The sequence below is a fragment of the Psychrobacter sp. UBA6739 genome (assembly GCF_002453835.1).
Classification (GTDB): Bacteria; Pseudomonadota; Gammaproteobacteria; order Pseudomonadales; family Moraxellaceae; genus Psychrobacter; species Psychrobacter immobilis_A.
Genome location: NZ_DKHR01000018.1, coordinates 132,856 through 155,030, shown reverse-complemented (window position 1 = coordinate 155,030; position 22,175 = coordinate 132,856). Strand labels below are relative to the sequence as shown.

Here is a 22,175-nt window from a genome sequence, read left to right as displayed (position 1 = left end):
CCTTTTACACAAAATTTTCGAAATAAAAATCCGCCATATCAAATGACATGGCGGATTTTTTTACGATATCAATTTATGACAATTTAGTCAGTTTTGACTTTAAAATCGGTATGACATGATTTACAGCTGGCGCCGACTTCACCAAAGGCTGGTTTGACATCATCGATGCTAGTGGCTGTTTGTGCAGCAGCGTTCAGCTCAGCAGTGACTTTTTGAAAGTTTTCTGCTTCTGCGCGAAAACCATCGGCATTTGACCAAACGGCATCAGTCGCATTGCCAACGGCTTCTTTATTTTCAAAATGAGTCCAAGGCGTAGCAGCGTCTTCTGCTAAAAATGCGGCTTGCTCTTTGAATACGGCGGCATCAAAGGTGTCAGGTGCTTTCATCATATCACCCATGACACCCATCGCATCACCATAGCTTTTCATGCTATCTTGGCGGGCTTTTACATCAGGGTCAGTGGCAGTGCTACACGCTGTTAGACCTAGGGCGGCTGCCATCAATGTGATGCCAAAGATAGATTTTAATGATTGGTTGGTATGAAACTGTGCCATGTGAATTACTCCTGTAAAATTGGTTAGTAGTAGGCGCGCTTATAAACGCTGGCTTTACATACTATTTTTAAGTATCTGCCCTTAAAGGCTTCTTCTAAATCGAAAGGTTTCTTTTAAATACTGCTTTTAAATAAAGCGTATTGTTATAAAAATTACCTCATCATCTTTTGGAAACGCATTCGCTTCTAAAGGATTTTTCCAACAATAGTTTTCATTGTAACGGTTATCCGTGCAGTGGACGTAAATTTAGTTGTTATATCATCGTAATTTTTGAGTCAGTGATTATCGGTCATATAAATTTGCGCCCATATAAATTTGCGCTCATATAAAAAGGTCAGCGTGGATAGCTGACCTTCTTGATACTCTCTAAAGACAAGCTAATAAATACCTTAGCCTTTATTATATTCACACAAACTATAGAGTCAACCAATCGCGTGGTTTTAGATAAAAATCGGTCAATGCAAACTCAGGCGAGCCTTCAGTCGGCTCAAAGCGATAATGCCAGCTGGCAAGCGGCGGCATACTGACTAAGATAGACTCGATACGACCATTGCTTTGTAGTCCAAATAGCGTGCCGCGGTCATAAACAAGGTTGTACTCAACATAGCGACCACGGCGATAGAGCTGAAATTCGCGCTGTGCCTCGGTATAAGGGGTATCTTTACGCTGCTCAAAGATGGGCATGATACCGTCAAGATAACCGTTGCCGACCGCCTTCATAAAATTAAAACAGGTTTCAAAGTCCCAGCCGCGACTTTCTGTATTGACATCATCATAAAACAAGCCGCCGATACCGCGTTGCTCATCACGATGACGTAGGTGAAAATACTCATCACACCATTGCTTAAAGTCAGGGTAGACGCTGTCACCAAAAGGCGCGCACAGATCATGACAGACTTGATGCCAATGCACGCAATCAGCGAGTACGGGATAAAACGGCGTCAAATCAAAACCACCACCAAACCACCAAATAGGGTCTTCGCCCTCAGCTTCAGCAACGAACAAACGCACATTGGCATGGCTGGTTGGGACGTTCGGGTTTTTGGGATGGACAACCAATGAGACCCCCATGGCTTGGGCTTTACGACCAGCGATATGGGGATGGCGTGCAGTGGCTGAAGCAGGCAAGTTATGCACGTGAATATGACTGAACATTACACCCGCTTTTTCAATCACCTCACCATCTGCTAGGACACACGAGCGACCGCCGCCGCCTTCAGGACGTTCCCAGTCATCAGGCACAAAGGTTGCATTGCCGCCACCATCGCGCTCTTGCGCCTCTAAGGCTTGACAGATACGAGCCTGCAAATCGACCAGAAATTCACGCACACGCATGATGTCGTTATTGGCTGGCACTGTTAAGTCTGTCGCTGATAGCTCTGTCTTATTATCTGTATTTGAAATACTCATAAAATATCTATTTATTTAGTGTATTGATGTCTATTTATTAAGATGTAACGCGGTATTGAAATCTTTATCTAATAAATGACCCATGCGGTCGCGCTTGGTCGCTAAATATTCAGCATTCATATCATTCACCCCAACCAATAAAGGCACGCGTTCCACGACATTAATACCGTGCTCGGTTAGATAAGCCACTTTGTCTGGATTGTTGGTGATGAGTCTGACGGCGTCAACACCGATATGAGCGAGCATCGGGCCGCACATATCATAAATGCGCGCATCAGCGGGTAAGCCCAACATGAGGTTGGCATCTAAAGTATCATGACCTTGGTCTTGCAGGGCGTAAGCGCGAATCTTATTGGTCAGACCAATACCGCGACCTTCTTGGCGCAAGTATAATATCGCCCCGCAGCCAGTTTCTTGTATTGCCTGCATCGCCGTGTTGAGCTGCGGTCCACAGTCACATTTTAATGAGCTAAAAGCATCGCCCGTCAAGCATTCTGAATGAATACGAATCAATGGAATGGTTTTTTCTGCTCGCGTGGCGTCCGTTTGACTCGGGGAGTTGTCCGCCGTATGTTGATCGACGACAGGCAGACCGACAGTCAGCATCACATGCTCTTGACCTTCGTCGTTTTCAAAGATATGAATATCAAACTCGCCATGACGAGTAGGTAGTTTGGCACTGGTAATAAATTGATATGACATTAATGTCCTGCATAAGCCGATAAGCGTGGCGGTAGAGGGTCTTTTTTAACCATATTAAAACAGCGATGACATCCTAGCTGCATGATGAAAGTAGGATTATGCCAGTATAATTCATTCGTAAAGAGTGCATGCTGATTGTCTTTATTATAAAAACACACAAAGTTCACAAACGACGCACGATGATTAAAGCGACAATTAAAAATAAATGCTATTATGCCATACTATTTTGACGGATACAGTGACAAGTCTTTGCCCTTACATTACTATGTCGTCACTAACATCCAATATTGATGCAGAATAATAAGGCATAATATTATCCCTTGTTATGAAAGCGCGAAAGCAAAGCTCCATCGCTGTCCATTACGGCAGCGTACGTGCTATTCGGCGCATCTTCTATATGTTTATATAAAGACATAGAGGCTGCCTGAATAAATTTATGAACAGTTATATGGTCGATTACACCAATAATGGTGTAGATATTATTGACGTCACTTAGGTAGCATTATGCACTAAGAGGCTGTCTTGTCAGCAGATTGGTAGGTATCGTACGGTTTATGCAGCAGTCACCTCATTCCCCACAGTCTCAGTCCGTATCTATGCCAGCTGTCGATTCTGCTGCCCAGCTGTCGAATTTACAGCAGACTTATACTGTGATTCCACGCGTCCGTCCTGATACGCCTTTGCTGGATAGCATTGCAGCGCCAGCTGATCTTAATACTCTGACAACCGCTCAACTTATCACCTTGGCTGATGAGCTGCGGCTATTTCTATTGTATTCAGCAGGTCAAAGCGGTGGGCATTTTGGTGCCAATTTGGGCGTGGTTGAGTTGACCATTGCGCTGCATTACTTACTAGATACGCCGCAAGATCAAATCGTTTGGGACGTGGGTCATCAAGCCTATGCCCATAAAGTCTTGACGGGTCGCCGTGATCAGTTGGCGACGATTCGCTCAAAAGATGGTTTGACTGCTTTTCCTGAGCGTGCAGAATCCGTTTACGATACCTTTGGCGTTGGTCATTCATCGACGTCAATCTCAGCTGGTTTAGGCATGGGCTTAGCACTGCGCTATCAAGGTCGCGCGCAAACCGTTGCTTGTATCATTGGTGATGGTGCAATGACCGGTGGTATGGCGTTTGAAGCGATGAATGATGCGGTGCAACAAGATGCAGATTTATTGGTCATTTTAAATGACAATGATATGTCGATCTCTTGTTCTATCGGTGGTTTTTCACGGCATTTAGCGATGCTATGGGAGTCAGGATATCAGGTTGATATCTCTGATGCAGGCGAGCCAGTACTATGCCAGCGCCCTGATATGCAAGGCTTTGATCGCCGCAAGCGTCACAAAGAGATGCGTGATGTGCCGCAGTTAGAAGACAACTTATTTAAAGCGATTGGTTTTACCTACTTTGGTCCGTTTGATGGTCACAATATCCCTGAGCTACTGCGGGTATTGTCACTTGCCAAGCAGATAAAAGGGCCTGTGTTAGTCCATATTTATACCACCAAAGGCAAAGGTTTTGCCCCAGCTGAGTTAGATCCCGTCGGCTATCATGCTATCAGCAAGCTCCCTGTCGAAATCAAGACTGATGCTCAGGCTGTCACCACAGAAAAATCGCTGTCCAACACCAAACCTGCGTTAAAATACTCGCAAGTATTTGGGCAATTCTTATGTGATAAGGCTGCTGATGACGATAAGCTGCTTGCCGTCACACCTGCTATGGAAGAAGGCTCGGGCATGATTGATTTTGCCCGTCAATTTCCGGAGCGGTTTTTTGATGTGGCCATCGCTGAGCAACACGCAGTCACACTGGCTGCTGGTATGGCAACCCAAGGCGTCAAACCGATTGTGGCGATTTATTCGACGTTTTTGCAACGTGGCTATGATCAGCTGATTCATGATGTGGCTTTGCAAAACCTTGATGTGATGTTTGCTATTGACCGAGCAGGTTTAGTCGGTGAAGACGGTGCAACTCATGCAGGCGTATTCGATTTTGCCTTTTTACGCTGCGTGCCCAATATGCTGATCGCCGCGCCAAAAGACGAAAACGAATGCTACCATTTGCTCAATACGTGCTATGAATACCAAGGCTGCACGGCAGTACGCTATCCGCGCGGTGTCGGTACTGGCGCAGTTATTGCATCGCCAGCACAGACTTATAACGTTGGCAAGGCAGTGATAGAGTCGGTAGTAGGTAGTGAGGATGCGCCTAAAAAGCTAGCGCTACTCGCATTTGGTACCATGGTTGCGACGGCTCAGCAAGCGGCAGAAAGCCTAATTGACAATGATATAGCATCAGACTGTCAGGTACATGTCATTAATATGCGCTGGGTAAAACCTTTAGACACGGCATTATTAGAAAAATTATTAGAGCAAGGTATTACACACATTGCGACTTTGGAAGAGCACATGATTATGGGCGGCGCGGGCAGTGCGGTAAATGAGTATTTGCTTAACGAATCGCCAGCCTTTAAAAACAACCGCCCTGCCGTTATTAATATCGGCATTCCAGATCGCTTTGTCGCCCATGGCTCACAAGCAGAGCAAATGGTTGATTGTGGTTTAGATGTTAATGGTGTGGTAAGGCAGCTTGAACAGTTGCTGTTGTAAGTTTAAGTTATACCTTTTAACGTTTTTAAGATTTTTAGCTGTCATTTGGACAGAGTATTGGTTAAATAGATAAAAGCTCGATCGATAGAGCGAACGCCTACTTAGTCGTAGGTGCTGACTTTTTTACAACTTACGCAGTTTGTGATGACCACCAAAATTTGGGTTGGTTTGACGAACGTCATGGTTTTTTTCGTTTTTTATCGAACAATTTTAGTATAATGCGATCATCGCTTTTAAATGGCGCATTTTTTAATCGTATAAATACAGTGTGATGCAGCGGCTGATTGGCATGTTGTGGGCACAGAGTTCGTCTTATTTTTGACATTCATTCATCAAGCAAATAGGTTATTTATGGAACCCATGGTCGTCATCGCAGCACGTACTGCTGAAAAAGTTGGTAAAGAGATTTTATATGCGCATCAAAACCGCCATAAAATTGAATTGGATATTGAGTCAAAAGGGCTTGATGGATTGGTTACGCGTATTGATCGCTTTAGCGAAGAGCTGACCATTGAAACCCTAAAAGCCAGCTATCCAAATCACTCGTACTTGGGTGAAGAGTTTGGTATGCAAGAAGGTCGCGGTGAAGATGCGGACTGGTGCTGGATTATTGATCCGCTAGATGGCACCAAAAACTTCGTCCATGGTGTGCCGCAGTTTTGTGTGTCTATCGCTGTGCAGCATAAAGGCGTGACCCAACATGGCGTGATCTATGACCCTGTCCGTGATGAGATGTTCTCTGCTAGCCGTGGTAAAGGCGCGCGCTTGAACAATCGCCGCATGCAAGTGAGCGAGCGCAAAACGATTGATGGCGGTCTATTTACCACTGGTCATCCGCTTGAGCGTAAACGCAATGGCGAAGTCATCTCTTATGCCAAGCAGCATTTTGAGAGCTTACAGAAAATCTCTGAAGCTGGCGGTCAAGTGCGCCGTTTAGGCTCTGCTGCGCTTGATTTATGTTATGTCGCTGCCGGTCGTTTTGATGGTTATTTTGAGATGTCAATTAAGCCTTGGGATATCGCGGCAGGTGAGCTTATCGTGACCGAAGCACGTGGCGTGGTGGTTGACCATACAGGTGCACACAACTCAATGACTTCAGGCTCTATTTTCGCCTGTAACATTAAGTTATTGAAGCCATTGATGCAAGTGGTTGTTCCAACGTGGGGTGACGTGTTTTAAGCACCACTTAAGTATAATTATTAAGATAACTTAACACTAAAAAGCTGGTTCCATTATGGAGCCAGCTTTTTTGTTTTACCATTATTCTTATAGTCACCTTTATCTTCAACCGTAATGCCTTGGAACTTAAGCGCTTTACTGGTGGTTTCCAACAGTTGCAACTCTTCTTCGATAAGCGTCAGCATTTCTTGTACATGTGGTAGTGCTTTACTACAAGCCGTAATCCCAAATTCAATCTTATCTAGATAACTAGCAAGGGTGATATTCATTGCTTGACCATTGAAGACAATAGACGCAGGGTACAACGATTGCAAACGTGCACCATTCCAATATAGTGGTTTTTCAGAACCAGGCACATTAGAGATAATCAGGTTAAACGCCTGCTTTTTGGGAAATAGACTGGTCGCTAAATTGATACCTTCCCAAGCATAGGCAATCACGCTGTAGTTAATCACTTGGGCTTGATTCATACGTCGAAAGCGGCGCTTGCCGTTATTCATACTGCGATGAATCAGTTTGATTCGGCTCAAAGGATCATCTAAATGCGTGCCCAAATTGGCTAGTACAAAGGATAATTGATTGCCTGCCACACTGTCATCTGTACGCAGCGACATCGGTACAAAAGCAATGAGTGGCTTGCTAGGCAGCGCATCCATGGAGATGAGATAACGACGAATAGCACCCGCACATACCGCCAACACCACATCGTTTTTACTGATATTTAGTCGCTCAGCAATATCGTTAAAACGCTGAATATCATAAGACTGCGCGGCTATGCGCCGTGAGGCTGAGATGCGTTTATTGAGCACACTCATCGGCGCATCAAAAGTACCGACATAACTGTCATCACCATAATTTTTCAAATTATCCAGCAGTTCGGTAAATACAGGTTTAATGGTAGATATTTGCTCTTTAATGATGCGTAATGCGGAGCGCTCTTTGGGTAAAATCGCATCGACTTGATTACGATGGCGTGCCATTAATGACCAAATCGGTAGCGTTACTGGCTCAGTGGGCGATTGTGATAATGATTTTTTGACAAGGCGCATGGCAGCAATGCCATCAACCAACGAATGGTGAATTTTGAAATATAGGGCAAAACGCTCAGGGTCGCCTTCGTTTTCTGGTTGAATACCTTCAATCACATGACATTCCCACAATGGCATGGCACGATCCAACAGCCGACCATGTTCTCTTGAAACATACATCAATAACTCGCGAACCCGTGCAGGCTTTGGTAAGGCAACATGATGGAGGTGATGCTCAACATCAAAATGCTTGTCCTTTTTCCAAAAAGCAAAATGCTCAAGCACTTGGTTAAAAGGAAAGGTAGGCGACACATCAGAATCTTGCATCTGTTTGACCAATTGGCAAACAAAACCGCTACCCGCATTCTCTGGCAATTCGAATAGAAATAGACCTCCAACATGCATGGGCTGTTTACGCGACTCAAGAAGTAAAAACAACTGGTCGACTGCTGTGAGAAGCCGCATAATAAATCCTTTTATGACGATAAGTTGAGTAAAAGTTACTTCTTTTATTATTATTTTATAGCTGACTTTTTATTAAATACTATCAATTTAATAATGGTTATTAAATTTAAAAGCTATTGAAAAAAGTATCCTGTTTGCGGTGAGCTGGCAGTCGCCATTTTGCGCATTGGCATACGACCTGCCAAAAACGCCGCGCGCCCTGCCCAGATGGCATGCTTCATGGCATGGGCCATCATGACTGGGTTTTGCGCATTGGCAATCGCCGAATTCATCAGGACGCCATCACAGCCAAGCTCCATAGCCAGCGCTGCATCAGAGGCCGTGCCAACGCCTGCATCAACCAATACCGGTACTTTGGCATTCTCGATAATAAGACTGAGGGTGTGACGATTCAGCAAACCCAGACCTGAACCAATCAAGCTACCAAGTGGCATAATTGCCACACAGCCCATACTTTCTAATTCTTGAGCGACGATAGGGTCGTCTGAGGTATAAACCATCACTTCAAAACCGTCATCAATCAATACTTTGGCAGCTTTTAGCGTTTCCATCACATTCGGATAGAGGGTTTTTTCATCGCCCAATACTTCAAGCTTAACCAGATTATGCCCGCCTAACAGCTCGCGAGCAAGCTTACAGGTACGAATGGCAGTCTCGGCATCGAAACAACCAGCAGTGTTGGGTAAGATGGTGTATTTATCGGGGGAAATCACATCAAGTAGATTGGGCTCATTGCTGTTTTGGCCAATATTGGTACGACGAATAGCAACGGTGACAATCTCTGCTGCCGACGCGCCAATGGCGGCGCCCGTTTCAGTCATATCTTTATATTTGCCCGTACCGACCAACAGGCGAGAAGAAAAAGTACGACTCCCGACCGTAAAAGTGTCTTGTAAAAGGGGCGTCGGATGAGTAGCAGTGCTTGTGTTCTCTGACATAACTGAAAATCCTAATGGCGAGTAAAACAAAATGCTATTATAACAAAATCATGCAATCTTACTTGCAGTCTTTTTTGGTTTAGCCAGTTAAGCATAATACGTTTGCCACGCTTTGACACGAGTTTCTTTCTGAGTTTATCTTTATCTATCAGGTCGCTTTTATGATGCAACTGCCGTACAGTTTTGCGAAACGCCATCAAATTTTGGCCATACTTGCCATTGATCCTGAGCTGCCAGCGACTTTGGTGCTGACCAAAGCCACGCCATTATCAGCGATTAATGAGGCAGTGCGATTTTTACAGCAGCAAGGGGTACGCGGTGTGCCCACTTATGAAAGCATCAGCGCCGATGACTTTGAAAAGCGCATGAACGCCGCTTATGCAGGCAATACTGGTGAGTCGCAACATATTGCCGCTGGACTCGAAGACCATCCTGATCTTGATAGTTTGGCAGATAGTGTCCCTGAAACTGAAGATCTGATGGATCAACAAGATGATGCGCCTATTATTCGTCTCATCAATGCATTGTTGTCCGAAGCGATACGTTTAAATGCCTCAGATATCCATATTGAAACCTTTGAAAAACGCTTGGTCGTGCGCTTTCGTGTTGACGGTGAATTAAAAGAAATCATTACGCCAAAACGCCAATTAGCGCCATTATTGGTGTCGCGTATCAAGGTCATGGCCAAGCTCGATATCGCCGAAAAACGCGTGCCACAAGATGGACGTATCAGCTTACGGCTGGCAGGGCGTGAGGTTGATGTGCGGGTATCGACATTGCCATCGAGCTTTGGTGAACGCGTGGTCATGCGTCTATTAGATAAGCAAGCAGGTCGCCTGAATATGACATATTTAGGGCTATCTGATAACGATTACAGTGAGCTAAAACGCTTGATTCATCGCCCACACGGCATTATTTTGGTGACAGGGCCGACAGGTTCAGGGAAAACCACGACGCTATATTCAGCATTGACCGATCTCAATGACCAAACCCGTAATATCTTGACCGCTGAAGATCCGATTGAGTTTCAGCTCGATGGCATTGGGCAAACGCAGGTTAATAATAAAGTCGATATGACCTTTGCCAAAAGTTTACGTGCGATGTTACGTCAAGATCCAGACGTGGTGATGGTTGGTGAGATTCGGGATTTAGAAACGGCAGAAATTGCCGTACAAGCGTCGCTTACTGGACATTTGGTTTTATCAACTTTACATACCAACACCGCCATTGGTGCCGTCACGCGTCTGCAAGATATGGGCGTTGAGCCATTTTTATTATCGTCATCGCTGATTGGTGTCGTCGCCCAGCGCTTGGTGCGTACGTTATGCCCGCATTGTCATGGTTGGCAAGTGGCTGATAGTGAGCAAGCCAAATTATTTACTGAAATTGGTATTGTGCCAGTCTCAGAGAATGGTGCTGAAACTTTAACAACTACACCTATCAATCTACCCAGACCAGTTGGCTGCGACAAATGCAATCAATCAGGGTTTAAAGGACGGACGGCGATATATGAAGTGGTGCCCGTTGATGATACCTTGCGCCGTATGATTCATAGTAATACCGCCGAGTATGAGCTAGAGGAGTACGCACGTCAGCAGACAGCGTCGATTCGTGCGGATGGGTTGCATAAAGTCATTGCAGGTCGTACGACGTTAGAGGAAGTGCTACGAGTGACGAAAGAGAGTGCCTTAGCTGATGACACAATACTTGTATAAAATGTCTAGAGTGCATTGGTGATGGTTTAATCTACCTCAGCCAAAGGGTCTGCATAGCAGGTAAAAAAATAACTGGCTATGGTAGCCAGTTATTTGATGGTCATTCTTTACTGTTTTTAATACTTTACTGTTTTTAATACTTTAGTGTTTTGAATAGTTCAGTGCTTTTAATAATTTAACGTGTGACGTCATTATTATTTTGCAGCGATACATTCAACTTCAACGCTGGCACCAGCCGCCAATTCAGCGACGCCAAAGGCTGAACGTACCGGATAAGGTTTGGCCAATTCTGCTTTATAGACTTTATTAAAATCGTCAAAGTCATCCATGTCTGTCAGCATCGCCATACATTTGACGATGTCTGACTTTTGATAGCCGTACTCTAACAGGGTTTCATTGATATTATCCAATGCTTGCTTGGCTTCGGCTTTGACACCACCTTTGACTAATTTGCCATCTTTAAAACCAATTTGTCCAGACATGTATAGCGTATCGCCCACACGTACTGCTTCTGAAAAAGGATAATTACCGCCATCACCAAGAAATACAGGGCTAGATTTAGTCACACTTGCGGTATTTGCCATTGGCGCCGCATTCGCTGTCATAGCAAGGCCTAGTGAGCACGCGCCCACGAGCAACGCCTTAGTTAAATGGGTAGTCAATTTATGGGTAATCTTGGACATCGCTGTCTCCTTATTATACGTTTTTTTCACAATTTTTTTAAATTCACTATACAAGTTTAACAAACATAATGTCTCATCACACTAGATGACACATTATGTCTTACTTATGCTTAACCAGTTATTGGTCGTTTTGCTCAGCTTCGACTTCTGTTTTAGATTCAGTGTCAGCTTCTAGCGGCTTTTCGCTACTTTTGCCTTGACGGCGGGCTTCTAATTCAGACTTAGGAATCCAAGCCCATGTCATCTCAACCACGATAGGGTCACGATCACTGTCAGACTCACGGTCATGAATGACGCACGGAATTACCATTTCGCCTTTTGGTGTATTTAGGATATCTAAGCGCTGCTCATCCGATAAAGACGCCACTGCTGCAATTTGACCTTTTTTAATCGGGCGATAAAAATTAACCGAGTATGATTTAATCAATAGTACGCGGTCAGAGGGTAGGTTTAAACCCAAAATAAAACCAGTCGCTGTTTCGGCAAGTAAGGTAATGGCGACCGCATGAATAGAGCCAATATGATTTTGCACTGCTTTGGTGTTGTTTAAGCTCACGACGACTTGGTTGGGTTCGACCGTTTCATAATAGACGCCCGTTGTGCCTACATATGGAACCACTTTACCAAAGGCTTTGGATAAGATGCTCGAGCGTGCGCTGGCAGGTAAGTACTTGGTGATAGATAACAGTTTGGTAAATTGATTGCTGATGGGCTTGAGCGTGCTGTTGGGTTTTTCGACGGGCGATCTTGTGCTGTCAGAGGTTTTGGCTGGCAATTTATTGGTTAGCTTGCTAGGGAGTTTTTTTAATAATCCTGACATACAAAATTCCTTAATGTAGATAGATTAAATGACGCTTTGAGTGTTACATATTTCATCATAGCAGCTGATAGGATGCCTATTGTGCAAGCTGCCATGCTCACTATGGTACATTAACCGCCGTCTGCCTACTATTATTAGCATGAACTGTTGCGCTTATAAAATAGGGCTAACGTCATGATACTCTAGATGCTAGGAATGCTATCGCTCAACGCAACATCGTATCACTTAGATGCTTTCATAAACAGTGCTGCTGGATGCCATAAAGACAGCCACGCTATAATGATGATATTTTAGCGTATCTTATTGATTATTTTTCTTATTTCCTTTTTCTATGCTGGATGAAGCTATGCCTGACACGTCAATTCATGTGCCGACCAATATCATTTATACAGGCGTTGCTGGTACGGGAAAAACCTATCGACTGTTACAAATTGCTAAGCGATATACCGACTATCTGCCGAGAGCCGATGAGGTAGATTTGTTAGGGCAGCTATTGCAAGCGCTTAGCTGGCGTGAAATCGTATGCTTGGTACTTTTGGATTTTCAATCTAAACACCAAGACTTGGTAAAAGTGCCTGAAATCGTCAATCATGCGTTCTTTGTCGCGAAAGCCGCACAGAATGCCCGCGAAAAAAACTTAAGCAATACGGCTTGGTCTGTCCTTCAAATGCATAGCCCTACCAATTCAAAAACTGTGACTTATAAAAACCGTGCCAGCCAAGCCTATTTTGATAAAGATGAGGGCGGTGCGTGGTATTTGCTGCCAGAAAGCTTTGAGTTATTAACAGAGCTATCGCAGCAACTTGCCGAATTTCAGCAAGCGCAGCGTGATAACAGTGTCAACCAAAGCCAAGCTAATCCAAATCAAGGTTTTAGCCAGCAGCGCTTTACCATGGTTAGCTTCCATCAAGCGTATGGCTATGAAGAGTTTGTCGAAGGCATTCGTCCTGTCATGGCAGCGTCTAATTATACAACAAGTAGCTTATCTCAAATGAATTACGCCATTCAAGATGGTGCATTTTTAAAACTGTGTCAAAGGGCAGCAAATGATCCAGAGCAGCGTTATGCCATCTTAATTGATGAGATCAATCGCGCCAACGTGTCACGAGTATTTGGCGAGCTACTCAGTCTAATTGAGCCAGACAAACGGGCTGGCATGGCAAACGCGATGGCCGTTCATTTGGCCTATTCTGGACGGGTTTTTAGCATCCCTGCTAACATCGATATTTATGCCACGATGAACATCCAAGATCACTCGTTAGCACCACTTGATATGGCATTACGTCGGCGCTTTCGTTTTATAGACTGTCCTCCGCAGCCCAAGTTATTACCGATGATTCATGTACACCGAAACTCAGAAACTGACAGTCCAGCAGCAACGATAGATTTGGCAAAGCTCTTAGCTGGTTTGAATGATCGCATCACGCAAACAGTGGGAATGGAAGCGCAATTGGGTCATGCTTTTTTATGGTCAGTGACGGATCTTGGACAATTGCAAGCGGCGTTGGTTGAACAAATTATTCCGCAGTTAATGCAAGCGACGGGTGGGCAAGAGGGTACTTTGCAATATATCTTTAGAGACGAGCAGCAGCCACTGCGAGCGCAGTTTATTCATGATAGTCATGTATCCATCAATGACAGTGTGAATGATCAAGTGAATGCTAATAGTCAAAATCCGCTGTTTACTGGTCAAAACGCATTTTTCGGTCAGTCTATGCGCACTGCTGGCTATAAGATAAATGCCGACCTCATTGCGGGGGTAGGCGATTTTGCCACACCTACTGTCTATCAACGTTTATATCCATAAAGGTGCTCAGCGTTGATAAATAAAAGCTTTAGTCATAAAGTCATAGCCAATAATATTGACAGTACCGACGTTAATGCGCGTGATACCAATATCATCACTGTGTTTGAGCATCAGCGTCTAATAGCGCATGACTTCTTACGGGTATCTGATTTCCATTGGTTGATGGCGCAAGAGTTTGCGGTATTTAGCATTAAGCGAAGACAGGGACAATGGCAGTTAAAAGTCGGACATTATATAGGGGTTATTTTACTGCCTAGCGGCATGACGCTTGAGATTTTACCTAAACTTGCGGCAAAAACTTCTAGCGATCAAGTCGCGCAGCAATCATACCTTTCACAGAATACCAGTCATCGCCATGCCAGTCATCGCCCCGATATCAGGCAAGCTCGCCAATGGGTGCAGGGCATGCTATCGGATTTGACCAATAGCAGTCATGTCAAAAACAAGCTACCCAATACAAAAAATCTAGGTCAATTTAGCAGTCAATTGTCGCCGCTATCGATAGCTGTAATGCCATTGTCAGATTGGCTTATCACGCAGTTTTTGCAGCGGCTGGCTCATTATCGACCAAGCAAACACTATCAGACGCAGGTCGATAATCAAGCATCGATACAAGGTCGACTTCTCATCAAAGAACAAATGCGCCACAACAGCATGCAGCCGCATAAGTTTGTCTGTGAGAGCAGTATACTGAGCCAAGACATGCTAGGTAATCGGCTGATTAAGAGCACGTTGATTTTGCTGACACCTTTATTTTTTCAATCAACGCTATCGAAAGCAGATGCGCCTAAATTTTTGCAGGCTTGGCAGCGAGTAGCGGCGTTGAGTTATCAAGAGCTGACACAGTTAGAGTCGATATACAAGCAAGCAAAGCGTCAGTTAGCCGTGCAACCGCTTCGAGCACCGCAACTACAGGCTGCTCAGCAATTGTTAGATATGGCTTATTGGTTACTAAGGCAGTCCAATGTGACAACAGGTAATGGTATTGCGCTAAATAAACCATCTAGGCAAAATCTGTCCTCTCCGCGTTTATGCTTGCTGATTGATATGAATCAAGCCTTTGAGCAATGGGCAAGCCTGCGCATTGCCTCGATGTTTCAGCAAGTGAGTCAACAATATCAGCCGTTATATCAAACGCAAAGTATCTGGCTAACGGATGCAGAAGGGCGCGCATGTCTGTCTATACGACCTGATTTGCTCATATATAAAACTAATGCTAATGATAATTGTCACAATCAGAATGGCACTGCGGTTATTGAAGCTAGAGAAAAAGGTCACTATAGCCATGTCATCGATATTAAATGGAAGCATTTATCGCAGACAGCCAGCATTAGTGCCAGTGATGCTTATCAACTGATGAGTTACGCTCAGGCCTATCAAGCAGGGCAGGTGTGGCTGATTTACCCAGTACAAGATAATGAGCGGTTACCAGTTGCACTCAGCCAACAAGTGCATGATTATAAAAAGACTGATGGTGCTAACAACCATGATAAGAGGCATAATGCTACTGATGAAAAAGTGAGTCCTGCGCCATTGTGGCTCGTACCATTCAATGTTCTGACTGGTAAGATAAACGGCGGCTTGCTTCCTGATTAGAATAGAGTATAATGAGCGCTGTCGATGAGTAAGTAGCACTTAGCATCGTGGAGAAAAGGATTTGTCATAGTGGTTTTTATGATAAATGAGCGTTTTTTAAGTAATTTAGCAGTTTTTTTAAATTAATTAAAAATAGGTGTTGACACCATCGGCTTTTCCCCTTAATATGTGCACCTCGATAGCAAGGAACGTTAACAAGTTAGTGGCATTGCCAACAACGAGTTAATCAACAAACTATCGTAATAATAGAAATTTCGGAGTGTGGCGCAGTTTGGTAGCGCATCTGGTTTGGGACCAGAGGGTCGTAGGTTCGAATCCTATCACTCCGACCATCTATTTTTAAGAGCCTTACAGGCTTTTTTTTATGTATAATGGTTTAGTTTTTGATATATTTAAAACTTGCTTTAGTATATAAAAGTCCTCTAAGAGCGCCTGTAGCTCAGCTGGATAGAGCATCTCCCTTCTAAGGAGGTGGCCGCAGGTTCGAATCCTGCCAGGCGCACCATTTAGCCTGCAAATCTTGCCTCATCAGGCAATAGTTATGGCGGTTGTAGCTCAGTTGGTAGAGCCCCGGGTTGTGATCTCGGTTGTCGTGGGTTCGAGTCCCATCAGTCGCCCCATATTTTATTCTGCATTATCCTCTTCTTGTTATACCTCATTATAAAAACCTTATTCTAAATAATACTTGCCATGTTTGGCTTTTTTTGTGCCTGTATGATTGGTTTTAACCTATCTTACCCCCTGCGATTAAAATTTGTAGACTCATCAGCCCTTTGATTGTCTATTGGTTTACTGGTTTTTTGTCTCATTTATTTTTATCATGGGTTCTCTTTTTAGACGCTCGCTATCTCTGTACGTGCCTTAAACCTGCTTTGTTATTCTTTAACCGCCTTTATATAGGATAACAAAATATAGAATAACAAAGGCAACGCTTTCAGTGACGCATCATGATAAGGTCTTAAAGCACGTTGATATATTAGGTCATCCATTAAGAAGTGATCCATTGGAGATGATACGAGTGTTAAGAAAACCAAAGGTCAGTTAAAAAATATATTGAATAGATTAAGTAAGCCTAAGACCGTAGTAGGGATGTGAGTGCTTGTCTGAGATGCGCTGCTATGGATCTTATATTATTGAGGAAGTGATTGATGGACGCATTGAGCGTATTGCTACAAAACGTGCATTTGTTTGAAACCAAGTATTATCGTTTGAATGGGACTGGTAATTGGTCTTATTCCATCACTAGACAAGATACGATTTTGTTTTATTTAGTGATGTCTGGGAGCTTTTGCATCGATGTCGGCAATGGTTTGCGACAGGCGCACGCTGGCGATATGATTATGATTCCCAGTGCTCATAAGCATGTGAGCTATGCCTTAGATCATAATGGTGACGATGCGCTACCGCTGGATGAGTTGCTGACTCATTGTAAGGAAAACACCCTTGATATCGATGGTAATGGTGATCCTAACTCGTCTTTGATATTGATTGAATGCAAATATGACAAAGAAATGATACGTCCTTTGCTGTCTGTGCTGCCTGCGATTTTGCCTGAAATCAATGATGAGTCTGACGGTAGATTTGAGGTCATTGATGTCGAGATTAAGCTGCTGACCTTAGAAGCCGAGCGTGAGCGCATGGGCAAGACCGCGATCATCAATCATTGGGCAAGTATTATGATGATTGAATGTTTGCGGGTTTATATTGAAAGTTTGCCTGAGGCCACAGAAAATTGGCTACAAGCCATGAAAGACCCGTTTTTGACCAAGGCGTTAGCAGCGATGCATCAAGCGCCCAATCAAAACTGGACCATTCATAAGCTGGCTGAAGTCGCAGGAATGTCACGCTCAAGCTTTGCGCAGCGCTTTAAAGATACAGTTGGCATGCCGCCGCTGACCTATCTCATTGATTATCGCTTGCGCTTGGCGGCCCGATATTTGCGCTTACAGCAAAACAGTATTGGCCGTATCAGTGAGTTGGTTGGCTATGCGTCAGACTCGACCTTTAGTCAAGCATTCAAGCGCGTTTATGGGGTATCACCAAAAGCCTATCGCCAACAATATCAACAAGAAAACATCGCATAGCATATCGTTCATACTCCGAACAAGCGTTAAGGTTGCCATTAGGCCCTTAACGCTTTTTTGTTTTCTCATGGTGAAGTAGGAGACTTCTATGAAGATATTTCGTCTATGGTTGACAGGTGTTGATAGGGAGTATTTTGACGATGGACAGCTGACAATGTGCTTGTGTTCAGGTACTATGGAATAATGAGTCGTCTAGGCGCAAACGCTTGTTTTTAGCGTAAGATATGTCACTGTATGGTGGTCAGATCGTTTGCTCTAAATGATATTTATTTTTGCTGCTGATGGTATGTTATGACTGAACCGACCGCAAAGCCACGCGCAGGAGCCAATAGCCAACAAGGCTCAGCTGTGTCCGCTAAAAAACAAAGCAATATGAATCCAAGCAACGTCAAGCATGGTCAAAAAGACAAGGCGGGTGCGACACCTGACAAAGCGATGTTATTGGCACTGTTTACGCTGCCAGATATTGAAGAGGCAGTTGTTAAAGAGGTCGTTAAAGTCGCCGCTGATGAGTTGTCTAATACCCATAGCGTGATGCAACAGCCTGCTACTAGCGAGATGAATATTGCCGAGCAGCGTGTGGCACTGTATCGTACTCAGCATGAGCGTACGCGATTATTATATATGGCATCCGCTGCCACGCGACCTACTTATTTGGTACAAACGCTCAAATCACAATTCGCAGAACATCAGCAATACTTGCTGGCACAGCAGCTTGATAAACGCGGCTTGATGGATACCGATGGATTAGAGCGTCTTTGGCAGCAGCTGCATGTGGTCGATGACATCATCGCTGATATTGTCCGTCATATGCCAGCTCAGCAACCAGCAGGTTGGCAACTGACTACTCAAGATGGGCGAAATCCGCTATGCTTTGCCACCGTTGGCAAATTAAAGAACAGTAAGCCTATTCGTGATCAAGGCAGTCTAAATAGCTATGTACTTGGGCACTTCGGCGTGAGTAGTTTTACCTATGACCGCGGCTATTATATTGGACATGTCGTTGGCTACTTATTCAGCTGTTATTTTTGTGCCCATCTATCTATTAGCTATGGTGTTACGGCACTTGGTTCGCAGGTTATAGCTGATTACGATTATGCCAGTCTTGAGACGCCATATATGGTTAGACTGCTACAAGGGCTGGATGGCTACTGTAAAAAACGTATTTATCAGTTGGCAGTTATCTGTGCACGATTGAGTGCCTTTGCCAGTGACAAGCGTATCGAGAGAATGCTCATTGCTGAGGTCAACGACTTCGATAAAAAACTGCAGCAGCAGCACTTAGATGTTTTGTTATTGCAAGGTTTGATGCCAGACAGTAGCGATTCTACACCGCTTTTTTAAGCCATTAAATCTCGATAGATCTCCTTTATAAGTCCTTGTTTATTACCTTTTATTATTGACCACTTTAGGATATTCGCTGCTATGCCCGCTTATCATTATAAAGCGTTAGATGACCATGGCAGTGTGCAAAAAGGCTTGCTTGAAGGTGATTCTGCGCGACAAGTTCGCCAGCAGCTGCGTGATAAACAATGGACACCCGTTGAAGTCAGTGCCGTCAATGATAGACAAAACCAGAATAAAAACCGCTATAAAAAACCGTCTGCTTACGAGTTGGCATTGCTGACCCGTCAATTATCGGTATTATTGGCAGCGGGTATTCCGTTAGAGGAAACGCTTGCCGCCGTCGCCAAACAATCACCAAAAACCCATATTAAATCTCTCATGCTTGCCGTGCGCTCGCATGTATTAGAGGGTTTGAGCTTGGCGCGAGCATTGCAGCAAGCCGCCAGTTTTCCACCACTATATATCGCGACCATTGCGGCAGGAGAAAAGTCAGGTCACTTAGATTTAATCTTGAACCAGTTGGCAGATTACACCGAAAACCGCTTTGCATTGCAAAAGAAAATCCAAGGCGCGATGGTTTATCCGATTGTGCTGATGGTGATGGCAGTCGGCGTGATTATGGGCTTGATGAGTTTTGTGGTGCCCAAAATTGTCAAAGTGTTTGAGCAGTCTGAACAGGCATTGCCGCTCATTACCCAAATTGTTCTTAGCCTATCTAACCTCATTACGCAGTGGTGGTGGCTGATGCTGCTAGCATTGTCAGGAACGGCATTTTTGTTTTATCGTTTTGCGCAGACGCAAGCGGGTAAGTTAGCGATAGACAGCATCGTGCTAAGACTACCGATATTGGCGCGGTTATCAAAAGGGCTGAATGCAGCACGTTTTGCCAGTACATTGGCGATATTGGTACGCTCAGGGGTGCCGTTGATTGAGGCATTGCATATTGGTGCGGCGGTGACGACCAATTTACACATTCAAAAAACCATCATCACTGCAGCTGATAGGGTGACGGAAGGCTCAAGTTTATCGAGTCAATTAGAAAAGTCCAGTTACTTTCCGCCGATGATGGTGCAAATGATTAAAAGTGGCGAAAACTCAGGCGAGCTTGAAAACATGCTCAGCCGTGCCGCCAATATGCAGGAAGCAGAAGCCACAAACTTTATCAGTACCTTATTGTCGCTACTTGAGCCGTTGATGCTAGTGCTGATGGGCGTGGTAGTGATGATTATCGTAATGGCAGTGATGCTGCCGATTGTCAATATGAATGATCTAGCAGGATAATGAGCACTCAAATCTTCTGAGCTTGTGTGCCTCCCGCTCACATTTCCATTGTAGCCATCTTACTAAATATTACGCTAGCTTTCTTAAGATTTGCTTACTGTTGTAGATTGTTGACTGAGCCAGGTTTTTACTAGGGTAAAGCCAGCCATCAAGCTATAGTAAGCGTCAGTCAAAAGTTATCCTTATAAATATTACTCACCATGCTGTGGTTCAGTATTGATGCTTATAAAAGTCAGTGTTCATAACAATCTACTTGCGGTGCTAGGGCGTGTCCTCATTTTAAAAATGGTGATAAAAATGAGATAAATTACCGTCAAACAAGAAAAGTAGCGCAAATAATATCGAGATATTAATAAGCTATTTGACGATGTTTGGCAAAATTTAGCTATTTTTAGCCCATTTAGAAAGTAAACGATTGAATTGAAGACACGCCCTAGATAAAAATAAAATCATGGTTTATAGTGATAATCGTTTCAATGCTCATTAATACGCCGATCATTAATGTTACTTGAACGCCACTTTTCCTATTTACATCACCCTGATGCCAAAAGCGATGATAAAAGCGATGACTATAATTGACAAAATTCAAGTAACTACTATGCCAACAAGTGCTATGAGTGAAGACCAGTTTCAGGCAAGTAATATAAGTGCCAACAAGCCAGCTCCTACAAGAGCCCGTCAGCCACTGCCTATGCGTAATAACCAGTCTGGATTTACTCTGATCGAGATCATGGTCGTGATTGTAATCTTGGCAATTCTTGCAGGCTTAGTTGTCCCAAAAGTGGTGGGACAAAGTGATAAAGCTCGTGTCAAGACCACTGAAACAGCGCTTGCTACAGTATCCAACGCCCTTGATATGTATAAGGTTGATAATTCGCGCTATCCGACTACCGCACAAGGTTTAGAAGCATTAACCACACCGCCAGCAGAGGCCAAAAACTACCCAGATGGTGGTTATATCAAAGGCGGCTATCCAACAGATGGCTGGGAAAACGAGATGCAATATGTCGCCCCAGGCAGTGAAGGTCGTCCTTATGATTTATTCTCGCTGGGTGCAGATGGCCAGCAAGGCGGCGAAGGTCAAGATGCTGATCTTTATGCCCAATTATAAGCACTAGCTTGACGGGTAATTAAAATATGGGTAGCTAACGATCCCTTACTCCATAGTATGTTTATTGGTGACGGTCGCTCTAAAGCTCTTAAATATCAACCAATAAAACCTTATTGGTTGATATTTTTATATCAGTAAATAAATGGCGTGGCATTCCATAGATAATGTAAAACCATCCATTTTTCCAACAAGCTATACGTTTGATGCCAGTCATATCGCCCCGCTCATTTGTTATTAAAATCAGCCAGTAGAGGTCATTACTCATGTTTACCAACAAACTCAATTCACAAGCCGTCATTACAAATAAACGAGTCTCTAAGTTGCCTCACGCACTTGCAATCATGAGTACTTCATTGATGATAGGGTTGTCAATGGCATCTATGAGCGCTCAAGCTGCAGGTTTGGGCGAGTTATTTGCTAATAATGGTGCCGCACAATCGAAGTTTTTGCCTGTCGATAAAGCGTTTCAAGTTATTAGCAGCACTAAGGCCACGTCTAAGGGCACGCGCTTATCTATTAATTTTGATATTACGCCAGGTCATTATGTCTATAAAGATCAGCTTACTCTCAGTTTTCCTAAGGGCGTGAGTGCAACCCCCTTTACTTTTAGTCAGTCGCCGGTCTCCATTGACGACCCAACCTTTGGTAAGGTTCCCGTTTTTACCCAAAAAAACATGGTAGCAACCACGACTCTGACTACTAACAATGGTAAAGGCGCAAAAAATGCACCGATTGTCATTGGCTGGCAAGGCTGTGCAAAAGCTGGGCTGTGCTATCCGCCAGAGAAAATCAAAACCACGGTTGATATCGCCGTGACACGCAAATAGACCACAAGCCGATCGA

Annotated in this window: 17 protein-coding genes and 3 tRNA genes; 13 read left to right on the top strand and 7 right to left on the bottom strand. The window is 44.1% G+C overall.

Annotated elements, in window-relative coordinates:
- Positions 1-83: 83 nt before the first annotated feature.
- The 3 genes from B2575_RS04725 to ribA all read right to left on the bottom strand — a co-directional run bounded on the left by B2575_RS04725 (position 84) and on the right by ribA (position 2,666).
- Entirely contained in the window at positions 84-554 is a 471-nt protein-coding gene (locus B2575_RS04725; RefSeq protein ID WP_045452554.1) for a c-type cytochrome, read from the bottom strand.
- Between the two features lie 414 nt (positions 555-968).
- Positions 969-1,964 carry an oxygen-dependent coproporphyrinogen oxidase gene (gene hemF, locus B2575_RS04720; RefSeq protein WP_045452551.1) on the bottom strand — a complete coding sequence of 332 codons (996 nt, stop codon included), beginning with the start codon at positions 1,962-1,964 and terminating at the stop codon, positions 969-971.
- Positions 1,965-1,994: 30 nt separating this feature from the next.
- Positions 1,995-2,666 carry a GTP cyclohydrolase II gene (gene ribA, locus B2575_RS04715; protein ID WP_045452548.1) on the bottom strand — a complete coding sequence of 224 codons (672 nt, stop codon included), beginning with the start codon at positions 2,664-2,666 and terminating at the stop codon, positions 1,995-1,997.
- Positions 2,667-3,220: 554 nt separating this feature from the next.
- On the opposite strand from ribA, the gene dxs reads away from it, so the two are divergent.
- Together dxs and B2575_RS04705 are read left to right on the top strand one after the other, a co-directional pair.
- Positions 3,221-5,278: a 1-deoxy-D-xylulose-5-phosphate synthase gene (gene dxs, locus B2575_RS04710; RefSeq protein WP_296240372.1), complete on the top strand. Its 2,058-nt coding sequence runs from the start codon at positions 3,221-3,223 to the stop codon at positions 5,276-5,278.
- A 351-nt stretch (positions 5,279-5,629) separates the two neighbouring features.
- Entirely contained in the window at positions 5,630-6,457 is an 828-nt protein-coding gene (locus tag B2575_RS04705; protein ID WP_250163603.1) for an inositol monophosphatase family protein, read from the top strand.
- 53 nt (positions 6,458-6,510) lie between these two features.
- On the opposite strand, the gene B2575_RS04700 is transcribed toward B2575_RS04705, so the two are convergent.
- Complete coding sequence (locus tag B2575_RS04700) at positions 6,511-7,950, bottom strand: WS/DGAT/MGAT family O-acyltransferase (protein WP_296240371.1); 1,440 nt, start codon at positions 7,948-7,950, stop codon at positions 6,511-6,513.
- A 113-nt stretch (positions 7,951-8,063) separates the two neighbouring features.
- Complete coding sequence (locus B2575_RS04695) at positions 8,064-8,888, bottom strand: thiazole synthase (RefSeq protein WP_087814573.1); 825 nt, start codon at positions 8,886-8,888, stop codon at positions 8,064-8,066.
- Between the two features lie 161 nt (positions 8,889-9,049).
- Here B2575_RS04695 and gspE point away from each other — a divergent pair, with 161 nt between their 5' ends.
- Positions 9,050-10,603 (top strand): type II secretion system ATPase GspE, encoded by a 1,554-nt coding sequence (gspE, locus tag B2575_RS04690; RefSeq protein ID WP_296240370.1) that lies wholly within the window; start codon positions 9,050-9,052, stop codon positions 10,601-10,603.
- 194 nt (positions 10,604-10,797) lie between these two features.
- On the opposite strand, the gene B2575_RS04685 is transcribed toward gspE, so the two are convergent.
- Both B2575_RS04685 and B2575_RS04680 read right to left on the bottom strand, forming a co-directional pair.
- Positions 10,798-11,286, bottom strand: a complete 489-nt coding sequence (locus B2575_RS04685; protein WP_201603884.1) for a RidA family protein — start codon at positions 11,284-11,286, stop codon at positions 10,798-10,800.
- Positions 11,287-11,404: 118 nt separating this feature from the next.
- On the bottom strand, positions 11,405-12,106 hold the full coding sequence (locus B2575_RS04680; RefSeq protein ID WP_201580827.1) for a DUF4442 domain-containing protein: 702 nt from the start codon (positions 12,104-12,106) through the stop codon (positions 11,405-11,407).
- Between the two features lie 346 nt (positions 12,107-12,452).
- Here B2575_RS04680 and B2575_RS04675 point away from each other — a divergent pair, with 346 nt between their 5' ends.
- The 10 genes from B2575_RS04675 to B2575_RS04630 all read left to right on the top strand — a co-directional run bounded on the left by B2575_RS04675 (position 12,453) and on the right by B2575_RS04630 (position 22,159).
- Complete coding sequence (locus B2575_RS04675) at positions 12,453-13,913, top strand: McrB family protein (RefSeq protein ID WP_296240368.1); 1,461 nt, start codon at positions 12,453-12,455, stop codon at positions 13,911-13,913.
- Between the two features lie 12 nt (positions 13,914-13,925).
- Positions 13,926-15,509 carry an McrC family protein gene (locus B2575_RS04670; protein ID WP_296240367.1) on the top strand — a complete coding sequence of 528 codons (1,584 nt, stop codon included), beginning with the start codon at positions 13,926-13,928 and terminating at the stop codon, positions 15,507-15,509.
- Positions 15,510-15,764: 255 nt separating this feature from the next.
- Positions 15,765-15,841, top strand: a tRNA-Pro gene (locus B2575_RS04665).
- Positions 15,842-15,937: 96 nt separating this feature from the next.
- Positions 15,938-16,014 (top strand) — tRNA-Arg (locus B2575_RS04660).
- Between the two features lie 39 nt (positions 16,015-16,053).
- Positions 16,054-16,129 (top strand) — tRNA-His (locus B2575_RS04655).
- A gap of 528 nt (positions 16,130-16,657) precedes the next feature.
- Positions 16,658-17,593: an AraC family transcriptional regulator gene (locus tag B2575_RS04650; RefSeq protein ID WP_296240366.1), complete on the top strand. Its 936-nt coding sequence runs from the start codon at positions 16,658-16,660 to the stop codon at positions 17,591-17,593.
- 291 nt (positions 17,594-17,884) lie between these two features.
- The gene (locus tag B2575_RS04645) at positions 17,885-18,937 is read left to right on the top strand and encodes a hypothetical protein (RefSeq protein ID WP_296240365.1); all 1,053 of its coding nucleotides are present in this window, start codon (positions 17,885-17,887) and stop codon (positions 18,935-18,937) included.
- Positions 18,938-19,018: 81 nt separating this feature from the next.
- Positions 19,019-20,221, top strand: a complete 1,203-nt coding sequence (gspF, locus tag B2575_RS04640) for a type II secretion system inner membrane protein GspF (RefSeq protein ID WP_270894696.1) — start codon at positions 19,019-19,021, stop codon at positions 20,219-20,221.
- Between the two features lie 691 nt (positions 20,222-20,912).
- Positions 20,913-21,332 (top strand): type II secretion system major pseudopilin GspG, encoded by a 420-nt coding sequence (gene gspG, locus B2575_RS04635; protein ID WP_045443801.1) that lies wholly within the window; start codon positions 20,913-20,915, stop codon positions 21,330-21,332.
- Positions 21,333-21,595: 263 nt separating this feature from the next.
- Positions 21,596-22,159 carry a protein-disulfide reductase DsbD domain-containing protein gene (locus B2575_RS04630; RefSeq protein ID WP_296240363.1) on the top strand — a complete coding sequence of 188 codons (564 nt, stop codon included), beginning with the start codon at positions 21,596-21,598 and terminating at the stop codon, positions 22,157-22,159.
- The last annotated feature ends 16 nt before the right edge of the window (positions 22,160-22,175 follow it).